The sequence below is a fragment of the Polynucleobacter sp. Nonnen-W13 genome (assembly GCF_018881735.1).
GTDB lineage: Bacteria > Pseudomonadota > Gammaproteobacteria > Burkholderiales > Burkholderiaceae > Polynucleobacter.
On sequence record NZ_JACVPU010000002.1, the window covers coordinates 342,266 to 358,115 of the forward strand.

Sequence of the window (15,850 nt, forward strand, 5' to 3'; positions counted from 1 at the left end):
ATGCCTAGATTTGGATCTAGGCATTTTTTACATCTTACTAGTGATTAGCAATGCAAAGTTAAGCCTCTTTCTTGCCCAACATTTCCCAGGTAGCTACTACGCTATCCGGATTGAGAGAGATCGAAGTAATGCCCTTAGCAACCAACCAACGGGCAAAGTCTGGGTGGTCTGAAGGGCCTTGACCACAAATACCAACGTATTTGTTTTGCTTACGGCAGGCATCAATAGAGCGAGCAATCATGAACTCCACCGCAGGGTCGCGCTCATCAAAGTCAATTGCCAGCAATTCCATACCGGAATCACGATCTAAGCCCAAAGTTAACTGAGTCATATCGTTTGAACCGATTGAGAATCCATCGAAATGCTCGAGGAATTGATCCGCTAAGATTGCATTAGAAGGAATCTCGCACATCATGATCAGGCGCAGACCATTCTCACCACGCTTGAGGCCTAACTTTGCCATCATGTCGATGACGCGCTCAGCCTGCTTAATGGTGCGAACAAAGGGCACCATGATCTCAACGTTATCCAGACCCATATCCTCACGAACACGCTTCATTGCGGCACACTCTAAAGCAAAGGCTTCACCAAAATCTGCTGATACGTAACGGGATGCGCCACGGAAACCGAGCATTGGATTCTCTTCGTCCGGCTCATAGCGTGAACCGCCAATCAGCTTCTTATATTCATTTGACTTAAAGTCGGACAAACGCACGATCACGGGTTTTGGATAAAAAGCAGCAGCAATCGTTGCTACACCCTCAACCAATTTATCTTCATAAAACTGACGCGGACTTGCATAGCCACGAGCAACACTCTCGACTGCGCGCTTCAGATCAGGGTCAATGTTTGGATACTCCAAGACAGCACGTGGGTGCACACCAATGTAGTTATTGATGATGAACTCGAGACGGGCCAAACCAACACCGGCATTTGGGATTTGGCAGAAGTCAAAGGCCAACTGGGGATTACCGATATTCATAGTGATCTTGACTGGGATCTCTGGCAATACGCCACGAGAAACTTCAGTCACTTCAGTTTCAATCAAGCCATCATAAATATGGCCTTCGTCACCTTCTGCGCAAGATACAGTAACCATCATGCCGTCTTGCAAATGCTCAGTCGCGTCACCACAACCTACTACCGCAGGAACACCTAACTCGCGAGCAATAATCGCTGCGTGACAAGTACGACCTCCACGGTTAGTGACGATCGCAGAAGCACGCTTCATCACTGGCTCCCAATTAGGATCAGTCATATCAGCAACTAATACATCGCCTGGCTGCACACGATCCATCTCGCTTGGGTCGCGAATAATGCGAACCGGGCCTGCACCAATCTTTTGACCAATCGCACGACCCTTAGCTAACACTTTTGAGCTACCTTTTAACTTGTAGCGCATTTCTACTTGACCTGCAGCCTGACTCTTTACCGTCTCTGGGCGTGCCTGCAGAATATAAATACGGCCATCTTGACCGTCCTTACCCCACTCGATGTCCATTGGACGGCCATAGTGCTTTTCAATAATGACCGCGTATTTTGCTAATTCAGTAATGTCAGCATCTTCCAATGAAAAACGATTACGCTTTTCTGGAGCAACATCCACAGTCATCACCTTCTCAGCAGAGCCTGCTGGGGCAAATTGCATTTGAATCAGCTTAGAACCTAAAGAGCGACGAATAATCGCCTTCTTATCTTTTGCCAAAGTAGTTTTGAATACATAAAACTCATCCGGGTTCACTGCACCCTGCACAACTGTCTCGCCCAAGCCATAGCTCGAAGTGATAAACACCACATCTTCAAAACCAGACTCCGTGTCCAAAGTGAACATCACACCTGCAGCACCCAGGTCAGAGCGCACCATCCGCTGTATTCCAGCAGATAGCGCTACTTCAGCGTGGGCAAAGCCCTTGTGAACGCGGTAAGAAATCGCACGGTCGTTATATAAAGAGGCAAATACTTCACGAATCTTCTTAAGAACATCATCAATGCCTTCAACGTTCAAGAAAGTTTCTTGCTGCCCTGCAAATGAAGCATCAGGCAAGTCTTCTGCTGTAGCAGAAGAACGTACGGCAAATGAGCCTTTGCCGGAATCGTCTAACTTCTTAAAAGCAGTGCGAATCTCCTCATCAAGGCGTGGCTGAAATGGGGCGGTCTCAATCCAGCCGCGGATTTCTTTTCCAGCCTCGGCTAGAGCACGAACATCATCAATATTGAGATTTTCCAAACGCTTTTGAATACGCTCGGTCAAGTTGTTGTGTTCTAAAAAATCACGAAACGCTAATGAGGTAGTTGCAAACCCAGTAGGCACACGCACACCAGTGGAGGACAACTGAGAAATCATTTCACCAAGTGAAGCATTTTTACCGCCGACTGACTCAACATCCGTCATCCGGAGTTGCTCAAAAGGTAAAACATAGGCATTGGCTACATCGTTACTTTGTTGCTGTTGGTTGGACATAAAATACTCTCTAAGGATAAGGAAACTGGTCGAGCGGCCGGATAAAATACGGCATACTTCATTAACCACATATTGTAGTGCTGACCAAGACCTCTAGGCCAATCTCATGTCCACCCAAGCTCGTATTGTTTTTATTGTTTCTGATGGCACCGGCATCACCGCCGAGAACTTCAGCCAATCGATTTTGGCTCAATTTGAGGCCACTTTTAAGCATATTCGAGTGCCTTTTGTGGATAGCCCTGAAAAAGCCCATGATGCGGTCTCTAGCATCAATCAGGCAGCCTCCAAATATGAAGTCCAGCCCATTGTTTTCACTACTTTGGTGAATCCCGAACTGAACACCATTGTCGGCAAAGCCAATGGCCTGATTTTGGATATGTTCCAGACTTTTGTGGCGCCTTTGGAGCAGGCTCTCGGGGTTAAATCAACCCATGCCATGAACCGCCTGCACCACAATGCGGATACTGAGGCCTACAAAAACCGGATCGAAGCCATTAACTACTCTCTGGCCCATGATGACGGCCAATCCAATAAAAATCTAGCTGAGGCTGATGTCATTTTGGTGGGTATATCGCGGGTAGGCAAAACACCAACCAGTCTTTATTTAGCAATGCAATATGGCCTGAAGGCAGCAAACTACCCTCTGATTCCAGAAGATTTTGAACGTGGGCAGTTACCCAAAGATTTAATCCCGTATCGCAGTAAGATTTTTGGCTTGATGATTGATGCTGAACGCTTGTCAGAGATTCGCAATGAGCGACGCCCTGGCAGTAATTACGCCAAGTTAGAAAACTGCCGTTATGAGATCAACGAAGCCACCGCCATGATGAAAAAAGAATCCATTCCTTGGGTGGCTACGACGAGCAAATCGATTGAAGAGATTGCCACTACTGTCTTGCAATCTATTAAGTCGGATAAAACAATCCTCGGCTAGTGCACTAGCTAGTCTTAGTTACGACGAATTCGCACTGTCTCAAATAGACAGATTGCTGCAGCAGTCGAGACATTGAGGGATTCAACTCTTGGGTCAATCGGAATGGAGACGCCTTTGGCTTGAGCAAGCAGGTCTTCAGAAACGCCCTGTCCTTCACTTCCCATTACCCAGGCAACGGGATGAATCAATACCTTGGGCATATTAAATAGATCGAGCTCGCCATCAGCAGTGGTAGCTAGCAAAGGTGCAGTGACCGCACTTAAGACTTGCTGAGATGACCAGCCTTCATAAAGCTCAAGCAGGCGATGTGCGCCCATACCCGCTCGTAATACTTTGCTTGACCAAAGATGGGCACAACCGGACAGCGCAATTACCTGAGTAAAGCCTGCTGCCGCAGCAGTACGCAAAATAGAGCCCACATTCCCAGCATCCTGAATGCGATCCAAAATAATGACATCCCCCTCAAGCGTAGCAACCGACTTTTGCGGGTTCAAGGCAGATTCGGGAAGATCCAGCAAGCCCGCAATCTGCGGCGCATTGACTAGATCACTGAGCAAATCCCACAAACCTTTATCCAATTGATAAACCCGAGTCTCTGGACAAATTTCTACATGATCGTAAACAGCTTGAGCAATTTCTGGGTTCTGCAAACCCAACTCAGAAGTAATCAATATCTTGAGTGCTGGATTACCCACCCAAGTTTGTATCAAATGAATACCTTCTAACAAAGCCTGGCCGCAAGCAAATCTCGCCTTTTGTCCTTTAGGCCCAGTAGCTTGCAATTGACGAATCTCCTTAAATAAGGAATTATCTTTTGAGCTGATAAATTCAATTTTCATAGTTCGGATTATCGACTATGCAGTGCCAATACATTTCGCACAGGAGAAAAGCTACGGCGGTGTTGATCACACGCGCCAAATTTCTTTAGCGCAGCAAAATGCGCTTCAGTTGGATACCCCATATGCTGAGCAAAGCCATACTGGGGATGCAGCTCATGCAAAGCCATCATTTGACGATCGCGTGTGACCTTCGCCAAGATAGAAGCGGCTGATATTGCCGGCTCTTTGGTATCGCCCTTCACAATAGCCTCGGCTGCTATGGGAAGTTCAGGACAGCGATTGCCATCAATCAATGCTTTATCTGGCCAGCCGCCTAAACGTGTAGTGAGATCTTCTATTGCGCGGCGCATTGCCAACATCGTTGCTTGCAAAATATTGATCTCATCAATCTCCACTGGGCTCGCCTCACCAATGCCCCAGGCTTTAGCCTTTAGCTGAATTTGCTCAAACAAAAACTCACGCCTTGCAGCAGATAGCTTTTTAGAATCTTTTAATCCAACAATGGGATTCTCAGGATCAAGCACGACAGCACCAGCAACCACCGATCCCGCTAGTGGACCACGTCCCGCTTCGTCGACGCCACATACCCAAATCACGCTCACGTAATCACTCGATGTTTTGTAGCGACAATGGTTTGCGCTACGGCCTGAGCAACCAATAAGCCAGTGGGTCTGCGCAAGGTCTCGTGCATTTCTGCAAAACGGGTTTTTAATTGAGCGGCCTTGCTAGGATTATTTAACCAAGCTAACAAGGCATCAGCCAAGTTCTTGGGAGTGGCATCATCTTGTAAAAGTTCTGGCACAACGAACTCCCCGCAAAGAATATTTGGCAAACCAACATATGGCAGATAGCCTTGTCGTTTCATGATCTGCGCTGTCAACCAAGGCACCTTGTAAGAGATCACCATCGGCTTTTTCCAGAGTGCCGCCTGTAATGTCGCTGTACCACTAGCAATCAGCACAACATCGGCGGCCTCAAGCACAACATCAGCCTCGCCATCAATCAGATGAATATGAAGGTCAGGATTTTTATCGAGTGTATTTTTGAGCAAGGCTTCTAGCGGTTCACGCAAGCGTGGCGTTGCCACTGGGATTACAAAATGCAGAGTTTGTCCTGGCATGCACTTTGCAAGTTCTGCCATGGTCTCAAAAAAGACTGGTGCAATCAGTTCAATCTCAGAACCGCGACTACCCGGTAATACAGAGACAAGCACTCCGCTCAATGTATTACTTGGCAGATGTAAGATATTTTCTATTTTTTGCTTGGCGCTTGCTGGGTTTGGCTCAAGAGGTATTTCACTGGCAAGTGGGTGTCCGACATAAGTTGCGCTAATGCCAGCACGTTCATAAATCTCAGTCTCAAACGGAAAAATACAGAGCATACGTTCAACTGCTTGCTTAATTTTGTTGATGCGCCCAGCTCTCCACGCCCAAATGGATGGGGAAACGAAATGCAGCGTAGGAATACCTGCTTTGCGCAAAGCCAACTCAACGCCTAAATTGAAATCTGGTGCGTCAATACCTAGATACACATCTGGGCGACCATCGCCGGTAAGATTGGCAATCAACTCTTTACGTAATTTCAGAATCGCAGGTAACTGTTTTATTGCCTCAACGTAACCACGGACACTTAATGTCTCCATTGGCCAATCTGAGCGCAGACCCTCGTCCTGCATACGAGGACCGCCAATACCATAGACCTCCAGATTAGAGGTGTCGGGGATCTGTTTTAGTGCGCTCAATACTGGCGCTGCCAGCAAGTCACCCGAAGGCTCTCCGGCAACACAAGCAAGTTTAGACACTAGACCTACTCTATCGAATAATGCCGCGCGTAGAGGCGGCAATAAAGTCATGGAACTCTGTCAGCTTTTCTGCAGTTTGGGCATCGGATGCGCTAGCGAGCGCCATCTTCTGAATCTCTACCTTGGCTTCTTCAAAGCTGAGGCCATCTTTATAGAGAACCTTATATGCCTGCCGCAAAGCAGAAATCGTTTCGCTTGAAAAACCACGACGCTTTAGACCTTCCACATTAATGCCATGGGGAGATGCTTTATCACCAGCCGCAATCACAAACGGCGGAATGTCTTGCACTAATGCGGAGGCGCCACCCAACATAGCATGTTGACCGATGCGTACAAATTGATGCACACCAGACATACCACCCATGATTGCCCAGTCGCTTACCTTTACGTGGCCAGCAATTTGTGCATTGCTTGAGAAAATCGTATGGTTACCGATTTGGCAGTCATGTGCAATGTGCACATAAGCCATGATCCAGTTGTCATCACCAATTCTAGTGATGCCCTCATCCTGCGATGTACCCGTATGAATGGTCGTGAACTCACGAATGGTATTGCGATCCCCAATAATCAACTGGGTAGGCTCACCACGGTATTTCATATCCTGGGGAGCGCCGCCAATAGCAGCGAAGTGGGCGAAGTTATTTTCTTTGCCAATCGTGGTGTAACCCTCAATCACAGTGTGAGAGCCGATCTTGCAAGCAGCACCAATTTTGACGTTAGGTCCAATGACGGAGTACGGACCGATCTCTACGTCGCTGGCGATCTCCGCTTTACTATCAACTACAGCAGATGCATGAATCCGAGTCATTACGCACCTTTCGTACGAACGGCACAAGTGATATTCGCTTCGGCAGCTAACTCGCCATCCACAGTAGCTTGCACTTGGAACTTATAGATACCAGCACGTTCACGCTCTAGCTTAGCTGTCATGATTAATTGATCGCCAGGCAATACTGGCTTCTTAAAGCGAGCACCATCAATACCGGCAAAGTAATAAACTGCATTTTCTTCACGTACCTCAGAAAAGGTTAGAAGTGCCGCAGTCTGGGCAAGCGCCTCAATAATTAAAACCCCTGGCATAACCGGAAAATCTGGGAAGTGACCCTGAAAGAACGGCTCGTTCATGGTGACATTCTTCAACGCAGTAATGCTTTGACGAGGCTCAATCTCCAATACGCGGTCAACCAATAAAAATGGATAGCGATGTGGCAACAACTTCAAAATTTGATTGATGTCGATAGCGATGGGTTTGCTCATGTAATTACCTGCTGAATAAAGTTTCTAGATTTTTATAATATGGTGATGAAATTATTGAGATTTTTCTAATAATCGTAAGCGTTGGCGTATTTTATCGAGACCCCGCAGAATTGCTGCGTTTTTCTCCCAAGCGCTATGGAGCATTGAAGGATAAACGCCCGTGTAATGCTGCCCCGGCTCCGTAATTGAACGAATAATTGAGGTATTACCTGATATTGTTGTTCTGTCAGCAATGGTGAGGTGACCAGCAAAGTTCGCAGCGCCGCCAATAATGCAAAAGTTGCCAATCTTAGTACTTCCCGAAATGGCAGCACAACCAGCAATCACACAGCAATTACCGACCACTACGTTGTGAGCAATTTGAACTTGGTTATCTATCTTGGTACCATTGCCAATAATGGTGTCACTCATAGCGCCACGATCAATTGTGCTTGAAGCGCCCACCTCAACATCATTTCCGATAACAACAGCACCTGTTTGCGGTATCTTCACCCACTCAGCACCGGTAGCAGAAAAGTCAGGGGCAAAACCAAAACCATCCGCACCAATGACCGCTCCACTATGAATAATGCAGCGCTCACCAAGCTTAGTTTCTGAATAAAGCGATACGTTGGGATAAATCAAAGTATCGCTACCGATACTGGAGTTTCTGGCGACAGAAGTATTTCCTAACAAGATCACTCGCTCACCTAATTTAACGCCAGGACCGATTTGCACAAATGGTCCGATATGACATGAGGCTGGAATGCTGACGCTAGGATCAATGGCGGCACTGGGATGCACTCCAGGCGCATAAACAGGTGCAGAAGCCTTGGCAAAGTGCTGCGCCATTCTGGCAAAAGTGGCATAGGGATTTTTAGAGACAAAAAATACTCGTCCTGCCGCGTTACCTCCAAGGTTCGCTTGGAGAAAATCTAAATCTGCCTTGCTGACAATCAATGCACCTGCAGCGCTATCACTAGCCTGTTGGCGATACAGCGGATTCGAAAGAAAGGAGATTTGACTTGATTGCGCTCGCTCAAGAGGAGCGAGGCCTTGAAGCGAGAGGGAGCCATCCCCCACCAAGCTTACTTGAAACTGTTCGGCCAGCTCGATGGCGGTGGGCATAAAACTTACTTAAGACTATTCAAAGCCTTGATGACATCATCAGTAACATCAACCTTAGGATTGGCATAGGCTGGATCTTGAATAATGACATCAATTTTTCTTTGTTCAGCGATTTGCTTCAGGGCTTGATTAGCTTTTTCAGCAATCTTGGCACGCTCTTCAAAGTTACGCTGATTGAGATCCTCAGTGTACTCACGCTGTTTGCGCTGCAATTCGCGATCTTGATCGGCCAACTCACGCTGACGACGTGCACGCTCAGCCTCAGACATGACTGCTGAGTCACGATCTAACTTTTCTGCAGCAGATTTGATTTTTTGGGCGCTGTCACGAATTTCGTTTTGGCGTTTTGTAAATTCATTCTGCAGCTTAGTCTGACTAGCTTTGGCCATGTTCGATTCGTTGAATACTTTTTCAACGTTCACAGCTGCAACCCGAGTCCCAGCATCTTGAGCCAATGCCGATGGCATAGCAATGAGTGATGAAACAGCAATTAAGCCGTACTGAATCCATTTGGAAGATTGATGAAGCTTCATAAAACTTTCCTTAAACAATTAAAACGCTGTACCCACTTGGAACTGCAAACGTTGGACGTTATCCGTCGGTAATGATTTGATCGGAATACCATAACTAAACTTGAGCGGGCCCAGTGGTGATATCCATGATAAACCCAAGCCATAAGAATATCGTAATACGAGATTGATATTCTCGTTATAGACATTACCACCGTCTACGAAACCAAATACGCGCAGGGTTTTATCCACTCCAGAGCCTGGGACTGGCACGGTGTACTCCACATTATTGACGATTTTTGACTGTCCGCCGGTGGGCTGATAGCGTCCGATATACGAGTTGTAGTAAGTGGGGCCAAGCGAGCCAGGCGCGTAGCCACGAACCGAGCCGATACCACCAACATAATAGTTTTTAGTAATCGGAAACGGATTATTGCCATAAGCTTCACCGTAACCTAACTCTCCGTTGTAGGACAGAATGTTGCCTTTTGAGAAAGAGTGGTATTTCTGGTACTGACCGAATAAACGGTAGAAAGTCATATTTCCAACCGGGGTTCCTACCTCGGCACTTAACTGCTGCAAGGAACCAGTCGATGGAATTAAAGCGCTATCGCGACCATCGCGTGACCAACCTACAGTGATAGGTACGTTATAGGTAGTCAAAGTCGCAGGATATCCAGGCGAGGCTATACCGTAGCTCATCGCATAATTTAAATATGGGATAGGGGTATTGTTTGTAGTCTGAATCTGAAAGGCTTCTATACCCGTTCCAAAGAACACACGGTCAACCTCTGTGTATGGAACACCGAACTTGATATTGCTACCAACAGATTTAATTTGATAATTAGGATCGCCGACGTAGTACAAAGGCTTGGATGATCTGTAGTACAGATCGGTATAACGACTAATGCCATCCTCAGTGAAATACGGATCGTAGTTTGATAGGGCCAAGCTCTGGTTAATCTTACCCAAAGACATATTCAAACCTACGGCAGTACCCGTTCCAAATGCATTCTCCTGATTAATACCAGCAGAGAGAATCAATTTTTCAGTTGAGGAAAAGCCTGCACCAATCGTGACGGCGCCGGTTGGCTTTTCAGTTACCTTCACATTGACGTCAACTTGATCCGGTGACCCAGGAACGTCCTGAGTAGAAACATCATTCTCCGTGAAATAGCCCAAACGACCTAAACGTTTTTTGGAGAGATCAATCTTTTCACTATCGAACCAAGAGCTTTCAAACTGGCGCATCTCACGCCGAACCACCATGTCGCGGGTTTTAGCATTACCGGTAATATTGACTTGGCGCACATAAACGCGTCTACCAGGATCAACCACCAAGGTTAGATCTACCTCGCTTAAGTCACGACGAATATCCGGCTGTGGGTTGATGGTTGCAAACGCGTAGCCATATGAACCCAGAATTTCAGCAATCGCCTTGGTACTCTCAGTCAACTTGGCAGATGAGAAGGTATCACCTGGCTTGAGACTTACCAGCTGAATTAACTCAGCCTCTTTGCCCAATAAGTCTCCAGCTAAACGCACATTCTTCACTGTGAACTTATTGCCTTCACGAATACTCACTGTGAGATAGATGCCCTTTTTGTCGGGAGTAATAGAAACCTGAGTAGATTCGATAACGAACTCGAGGTAACCGCGATTGAGATAGTAAGAACGAATGTTCTCTAAGTCAGCAGTGAGCTTTTGCTTAGAGTACAAATTATCTTTGCTATACCAAGAAAGCCATCCGCCCGTCTTCAATTGCATCTCGCTTTTGAGAGTGCTCTCGCTAAAGACGTTATTACCGATAAAGTTAATCTCTTGAATCTTGGCTACAGGGCCTTCATCAATATTGAAATAAATCGCCACTTGATTGCGCTCTACTGGAGTAACAGTTGCAACTACTTCAGCAGCGTACATGCCCTTACCAACATACTGACGCTTGAGCTCTTGCTCGGCCTTATCAATTAGCGCTTTGTCATAGAAGCGGGCTTCAGCCACACCTACTGCCTTTAGGGATTTACGGACAATTTCTTGATCGAATTCTTTCATCCCAGTAAATTCAATTCGGGAGATAGTAGGTCGTTCCTCAACGATCACAATCAACACATTGCCTTGCGCTTGAATCTGAACATCTCGGAAAAAGCCAGTGTTGTACAAAGCCTTAATAGCCTCAGCACTCTTCTCATCTGTAAAGGTGTCACCCACCTGAACGGGCAAATAGCTAAAAACAGTTCCTGGTTCAACTCGCTGCAAACCCTCGATTCGAATATCTTTGATCACAAAAGAGTCGGCAGCTTGTGCATGAATGCAAAAACCGGCCGCAAGAATCAGAGCGGCTTGCGCAGCAAATCGAGTTAGAGAGCGAAAAGAGGGGATCAGAAAATTCAAAATGAAAGGTAGCGTTGCAAATCGTTAAACAAGGCTAGCAAGGAAAGGGATATCAGAAGCAAAAAACCCACTTTTTGGAGCTTTTCCTGCAGTGATAAAGATATTCGCTTACCAGCAACCAACTCCCATGCATCATACAGGAGCTGACCCCCGTCGAGCATTGGTAAAGGCACTAAATTCAAGAGTCCAATACTGATACTCATGAGGGCTAAAAAGGCGACAAATGGCTGCCAACCGACCTGAGCAGACTTACCAGCCATATCCGCAATACTTAAGGGCCCACCGAGCTGCTTTAAGGTCGTTTTACCCGTAAATAAACCCAACATTAGCCTTACGGAGACCTTGGTTATCAGAGAAACCCGCTGGTATGCAAAACTCAAAGCATCTATTGGCCCTAACTTGAGTTCCATCCACTCCGATGGTGGAATCGCCTGGGGAAACAAACCCAGCGCCTGAAATGGATCGGATTCAGGTGTAATTAGAGGTAAATCGCCCTGCCTAAAGGATTTGACGTGACGAGCACCAGTAGCATCCTGAATTTCTAGGGCAAATCCTTGCTCGCCGGTAATCGCATTTAAGAGCAGCCAACGCAATGCATTCCAACTTGGGACAGAGTCAAAATCATCAAGAATGGGAGCGCCACTGTAGTCAGATGAAAGAGATTGCCAACCAACAACCTGATCACCTGCGGCAACCCCCAGTTTTGCAGCAATGGATTGCTCGGGCGGAGCTTGAAGTCGAGCGGGAAGCTGGGGCACGCCCGAAACATAAATCACTGAGAACAAGATGACTGCCAAAAGGAAGTTGGCAAAGGGTCCTGCGGCCACAATCATAGAGCGTTGCCATAGGGGCTTTACATCGAAAGACTGGGGGCGCTCTTGCGGTGGAATAATTTGCTCACGATCACGGCCGTCCAACAATTTGACATAGCCACCCAAAGGAATAGAAGCAAGAACCCACTCGGTGCCGTTACTAGCGTGATAAGTAAAGAGGGGCTTACCGAAACCTAAGGCAAAGCGAAGTACTTTGACTCCGCATAAACGAGCCGCTAAAAAATGACCGAACTCATGAAAGCTGACCAATACACCCAGTGTGACTAAAAATGCGGCAAGAGTGATTAAGGCCTGCATCAAAATGCCAATCTATTTCTGAAGGTTGCGAATAAATTGAGTGGCAACTTGACGAGCCTGAGCATCAGACCCAAGAATGGTTTCTAAAGAATCTGCAGGGGCCGATGGCAAGGCATTTAAACAGTGCTCCACTACCTTCGAAATACTTAAGTAAGGCAATCCATCTTCCAAGAAAGCGGCAACGGCAACTTCATTGGCGGCATTTAATACGGCAGGCGAAGTCCCCCCTGCTTTTGCAGCAGCAAAAGCCAAACTCAAACAAGGGAATTGGGCAAAATTGGGCTCTGTAAAACTGAGGCCGCTCAACTGTGTCAGATTCAAAGGAGCAACACCAGCATTTATACGTTCAGGCCAAGCCAGCCCATAGGCAATGGGTGTACGCATATCAGGTTGACCCATTTGCGCTAAAACTGAGCCATCGCGATATCGCACCATCGAGTGCACTACGCTCTGCGGATGAATCAACACCTTAATTTTTTCTAGTGGCAAACCAAACAACCAAAATGCCTCAATAACCTCAAGACCTTTATTCATCATCGTCGCAGAATCAACCGATATCTTTCGACCCATTACCCAATTCGGATGTGCACAGGCTTGATCAGGAGTAATGCCTGCTAGATCTGCGAGAGGTCTATCCCTAAACGGTCCGCCAGAAGCGGTTAACCACAGCTCTTCAACGCCTAAATGAAGCGATGGAGTTTTTGTGAAACGATCGGGTAGGCATTGAAAAATCGCATTGTGCTCGCTATCAATCGGCAGCAATTCACCGCCGCCCACTTTCATCGCCTGCATAAATAAATTACCCGACATCACTAGCGCTTCTTTGTTGGCAAGTAATACTCGCTTACCTGCTTTTGCTGCCGCCAAGGTTGGGACTAGACCGGCCGCCCCTACAATCGCCGCCATCACGGTATCGCACCCAGATTCAGTTACTGCACTAACTAAAGCCTCAGGCCCATAAAGAACTTGTGTAGGAATCTTTTTTTCTTGCAAAAGTTGACTCAGTTGAGCAGCACCACCAGCATCAGCCACTACTGCAATAGCAGGCTTGAACTCGATACATTGCTCTGCTAAACGCTCAATTTGTTTTGCGGCAGTCAGGGCCACCACTTTAAAGCGGTCGGGGTGAGCGCGGATCACATCTAGGGTATTAACACCAATTGATCCAGTAGACCCTAAGATAGCAAGCTGTTTCAGAGACATTAAATCCACCCTGCTAATAATGCAGCGATCGGCATTGTTGGAATGAGTGCATCAACGCGGTCTAGTACGCCACCATGACCTGGCAGCAAATGGCTGCTATCTTTGACGCCAGCCAAACGCTTTAACTGAGACTCAAATAAATCTCCAAAGACGCTGAACGCCGTTAATACTGTCACCATCAGGAACATTGGCACCCAACCGAATTGAATAGCCCAAGCACCAAATAAAGTATCGCCTAGCGGTAAATAGGTGACACACAAGAATGCATAGAGATAACAAAGCGCTAAACCGCCTAGCGCGCCCTCAATCGATTTTCCCGGACTAATACTTACAGCTAACTTATGTTTACCAAAAGCTTTACCGACAAAATAAGCGCCGATATCAGCAACCCAAACCAAGGCCATCGTAGTTAATAAAAAGACTAAGCCCAGCTCACGTAAGAAGACCAAAGCAAACCAAGTTGCCGGCAGAATAATCAAACCCGCCATGCTATAGAAAGGTTTGAATTTTTGCAGCGAGAGATTCATTCCCTTCGCCAAGATAAATGGCGCGATAAAGAACCAAAACAAGACTGCCATCATGAGCAAAGAAAATTGCCATGTGATGGCTTGCACGCCTAGTAACAATAGAATAATAGCCAAACAGAACACAGCGTAGAGCCAAGCAGCCTTCTGAGCTTTCGGAGCAATCATGCGACTCCATTCCCAAGCGGCAGCAACTAAGGCGATCAAGAAAAATATACCCAAGTAAATCGGTGGCAAGAAAAATAAAATGGGTAATAGCACTGCCATCAAGATAGTGGCAGTAATGATTCGGGTTCTTAGCATGGGAGAAATAAAAAGGGGTTAGACAGCGTCGCTCAATGACTCAGACGCTAACTGAGCGCTGGTGCGTCCAAAGCGACGCTCGCGCTGACTAAACCAGTCAAAAGCTTTATGTAATTGAGCTTCATCAAAATCAGGCCAGAGAGTATCCGTGAAATACAACTCGGTATAGGCCAGTTGCCACAGCAGAAAGTTACTGACGCGCTGCTCGCCACCAGTTCGAATAAACAAATCTGGCTCAGGCGCATAGGCCATCGATAGATAGGGCTGCAATAATTCTTCAGATACTTGTTCTGGTGTCAAACCAGGATTGACAGTCAAAGATTGGCGCATCGCCTGCAAGATATCCCAGCGTCCACCATAGTTAGCAGCAATAGTGAGCGTCAGCCCTTTACAGGCAGCTGTTTTTTCTTCGGAGAACTGCACCATCTCCTGAATCCCAGAATCAAAGCGACTTAAATCCCCAATGAGGCGAAGACGGATATCGTTTTCAGCCAAACGAGAGACCTCACCCTTTAAGGACTTTAGAAATAGCTTCATTAAAAAGCTAACCTCTTCTGGAGGACGACGCCAATTTTCAGAGCTGAAAGCAAAGAGAGTGAGATATTCCACGCCCAGTTGGCGACACTCTTGAACAATCTTACGAACAGCACCCAAACCTTCTGAGTGGCCCGCTACTCGCGGCATGAAGCGCTTGCTGGCCCAACGCCCATTACCGTCCATGATGATGGCGACATGACGAGGAATGGCGCTAACCTTTGGAATAACTAAGGTTGAGCTAGTGTGCTGTGTCATAAGGCGAATAATAAGAATGAATCTGACGATTAAACCGTCATGATCTCTTTTTCTTTTTCAGAGACGATCTTATCGATCTCAACCACTGCGCGATCAGTCATCTTCTGAATATCATCAGTGGCACGACGCTCATCGTCTTCAGAAATTTCTTTATCTTTGGTGAGGCGCTTTAAATGCTCATTGGCATCACGGCGTAAATTACGTACAGCGATCTTAGTATCTTCACCCTCGTTTTTGACAACCTTAGTCAAATCACGGCGACGTTCTTCAGTTAATGCAGGCATGGGCACACGAATGACGGTGCCCTGGGATGCTGGATTGAGACCCAAATCCGAATCACGAATCGCCTTTTCAACTACAGCAACCATTGTTTTTTCAAATGGCTGCACATTAATCGTTCTGGCATCAGCCAAACCTAGGCTAGCCACTTGGCTTAGTGGCGTTGGATTGCCGTAGTAATCAACTTGGATATGCTCCAAGATTCCAGGATTTGCACGACCAGAGCGAATCTTCGCTAGATTGGTTTTCAGAGCCTCAAGAGACTTCTGCATCTTTTGATCGGTAGTGGTTTTAATTTCTGCTGCGGACATCAAGCCTCC

The 15,850-nt window shown here is 46.8% G+C and carries 15 protein-coding genes; 1 reads left to right on the forward strand and 14 read right to left on the reverse strand.

Going from position 1 to position 15,850, the window contains the following annotated elements:
• Positions 1-58: 58 nt before the first annotated feature.
• Complete coding sequence (gene ppsA, locus ICN27_RS07055; protein WP_216269485.1) at positions 59-2,461, reverse strand: phosphoenolpyruvate synthase; 2,403 nt, start codon at positions 2,459-2,461, stop codon at positions 59-61.
• Positions 2,462-2,567: 106 nt separating this feature from the next.
• On the opposite strand from ppsA, the gene ICN27_RS07060 reads away from it, so the two are divergent.
• A complete protein-coding gene (locus tag ICN27_RS07060; RefSeq protein WP_215307811.1) occupies positions 2,568-3,395 on the forward strand; it encodes a pyruvate, water dikinase regulatory protein in 828 nt (275 codons plus the stop codon).
• A 14-nt stretch (positions 3,396-3,409) separates the two neighbouring features.
• Here ICN27_RS07060 and ICN27_RS07065 read toward each other — a convergent pair whose 3' ends face one another.
• The 13 genes from ICN27_RS07065 to frr are packed head-to-tail and all read right to left on the reverse strand — an operon-like array spanning position 3,410 to position 15,841.
• Positions 3,410-4,234 (reverse strand): RNA methyltransferase, encoded by an 825-nt coding sequence (locus ICN27_RS07065; RefSeq protein WP_216269486.1) that lies wholly within the window; start codon positions 4,232-4,234, stop codon positions 3,410-3,412.
• A gap of 8 nt (positions 4,235-4,242) precedes the next feature.
• The gene (gene rnhB / locus ICN27_RS07070) at positions 4,243-4,836 is read right to left on the reverse strand and encodes a ribonuclease HII (RefSeq protein WP_216269487.1); all 594 of its coding nucleotides are present in this window, start codon (positions 4,834-4,836) and stop codon (positions 4,243-4,245) included.
• Positions 4,833-6,086 (reverse strand): lipid-A-disaccharide synthase, encoded by a 1,254-nt coding sequence (gene lpxB / locus ICN27_RS07075; RefSeq protein WP_216269488.1) that lies wholly within the window; start codon positions 6,084-6,086, stop codon positions 4,833-4,835. Before lpxB ends, rnhB begins: the two co-directional genes overlap by 4 nt.
• Positions 6,046-6,843 carry an acyl-ACP--UDP-N-acetylglucosamine O-acyltransferase gene (gene lpxA, locus ICN27_RS07080; RefSeq protein ID WP_215307820.1) on the reverse strand — a complete coding sequence of 266 codons (798 nt, stop codon included), beginning with the start codon at positions 6,841-6,843 and terminating at the stop codon, positions 6,046-6,048. Before lpxA ends, lpxB begins: the two co-directional genes overlap by 41 nt.
• The gene (gene fabZ / locus ICN27_RS07085; protein ID WP_046330453.1) at positions 6,843-7,292 is read right to left on the reverse strand and encodes a 3-hydroxyacyl-ACP dehydratase FabZ; all 450 of its coding nucleotides are present in this window, start codon (positions 7,290-7,292) and stop codon (positions 6,843-6,845) included. Before fabZ ends, lpxA begins: the two co-directional genes overlap by 1 nt.
• A 51-nt stretch (positions 7,293-7,343) precedes the next feature.
• On the reverse strand, positions 7,344-8,399 hold the full coding sequence (gene lpxD / locus ICN27_RS07090) for a UDP-3-O-(3-hydroxymyristoyl)glucosamine N-acyltransferase (RefSeq protein ID WP_216269489.1): 1,056 nt from the start codon (positions 8,397-8,399) through the stop codon (positions 7,344-7,346).
• A gap of 5 nt (positions 8,400-8,404) precedes the next feature.
• A complete protein-coding gene (locus tag ICN27_RS07095) occupies positions 8,405-8,932 on the reverse strand; it encodes an OmpH family outer membrane protein (protein ID WP_215307824.1) in 528 nt (175 codons plus the stop codon).
• 18 nt (positions 8,933-8,950) lie between these two features.
• On the reverse strand, positions 8,951-11,299 hold the full coding sequence (gene bamA, locus ICN27_RS07100) for an outer membrane protein assembly factor BamA (RefSeq protein ID WP_370624493.1): 2,349 nt from the start codon (positions 11,297-11,299) through the stop codon (positions 8,951-8,953).
• The gene (locus tag ICN27_RS07105) at positions 11,296-12,429 is read right to left on the reverse strand and encodes an RIP metalloprotease (RefSeq protein WP_216269490.1); all 1,134 of its coding nucleotides are present in this window, start codon (positions 12,427-12,429) and stop codon (positions 11,296-11,298) included. The genes bamA and ICN27_RS07105 overlap by 4 nt, the downstream gene beginning before the upstream one ends.
• A gap of 12 nt (positions 12,430-12,441) precedes the next feature.
• A complete protein-coding gene (ispC, locus tag ICN27_RS07110; protein ID WP_216269491.1) occupies positions 12,442-13,632 on the reverse strand; it encodes a 1-deoxy-D-xylulose-5-phosphate reductoisomerase in 1,191 nt (396 codons plus the stop codon).
• A complete protein-coding gene (locus ICN27_RS07115) occupies positions 13,632-14,459 on the reverse strand; it encodes a phosphatidate cytidylyltransferase (RefSeq protein WP_216269492.1) in 828 nt (275 codons plus the stop codon). The genes ispC and ICN27_RS07115 overlap by 1 nt, the downstream gene beginning before the upstream one ends.
• 18 nt (positions 14,460-14,477) lie before the next feature.
• On the reverse strand, positions 14,478-15,251 hold the full coding sequence (locus ICN27_RS07120) for an isoprenyl transferase (protein ID WP_215307832.1): 774 nt from the start codon (positions 15,249-15,251) through the stop codon (positions 14,478-14,480).
• Positions 15,252-15,280: 29 nt separating this feature from the next.
• Positions 15,281-15,841 carry a ribosome recycling factor gene (gene frr / locus ICN27_RS07125; RefSeq protein WP_215307834.1) on the reverse strand — a complete coding sequence of 187 codons (561 nt, stop codon included), beginning with the start codon at positions 15,839-15,841 and terminating at the stop codon, positions 15,281-15,283.
• Between the last annotated feature and the right edge of the window lie 9 nt (positions 15,842-15,850).

Bases quoted from the DNA above. Each gene is read 5' to 3' on its own strand.
- ppsA (WP_216269485.1), bottom strand. From the start codon at position 2,461: ATGTCCAACCAACAGCAACAAAGTAACGATGTAGCCAATGCCTATGTT.
- ICN27_RS07060 (WP_215307811.1), top strand. From the start codon at position 2,568: ATGTCCACCCAAGCTCGTATTGTTTTTATTGTTTCTGATGGCACCGGC.
- ICN27_RS07065 (WP_216269486.1), bottom strand. From the start codon at position 4,234: ATGAAAATTGAATTTATCAGCTCAAAAGATAATTCCTTATTTAAGGAG.
- lpxB (WP_216269488.1), bottom strand. From the start codon at position 6,086: ATGACTTTATTGCCGCCTCTACGCGCGGCATTATTCGATAGAGTAGGT.
- lpxA (WP_215307820.1), bottom strand. From the start codon at position 6,843: ATGACTCGGATTCATGCATCTGCTGTAGTTGATAGTAAAGCGGAGATC.
- fabZ (WP_046330453.1), bottom strand. From the start codon at position 7,292: ATGAGCAAACCCATCGCTATCGACATCAATCAAATTTTGAAGTTGTTG.
- lpxD (WP_216269489.1), bottom strand. From the start codon at position 8,399: ATGCCCACCGCCATCGAGCTGGCCGAACAGTTTCAAGTAAGCTTGGTG.
- ICN27_RS07095 (WP_215307824.1), bottom strand. From the start codon at position 8,932: ATGAAGCTTCATCAATCTTCCAAATGGATTCAGTACGGCTTAATTGCT.
- ICN27_RS07105 (WP_216269490.1), bottom strand. From the start codon at position 12,429: ATGCAGGCCTTAATCACTCTTGCCGCATTTTTAGTCACACTGGGTGTA.
- ispC (WP_216269491.1), bottom strand. From the start codon at position 13,632: ATGTCTCTGAAACAGCTTGCTATCTTAGGGTCTACTGGATCAATTGGT.
- ICN27_RS07115 (WP_216269492.1), bottom strand. From the start codon at position 14,459: ATGCTAAGAACCCGAATCATTACTGCCACTATCTTGATGGCAGTGCTA.
- ICN27_RS07120 (WP_215307832.1), bottom strand. From the start codon at position 15,251: ATGACACAGCACACTAGCTCAACCTTAGTTATTCCAAAGGTTAGCGCC.
- frr (WP_215307834.1), bottom strand. From the start codon at position 15,841: ATGTCCGCAGCAGAAATTAAAACCACTACCGATCAAAAGATGCAGAAG.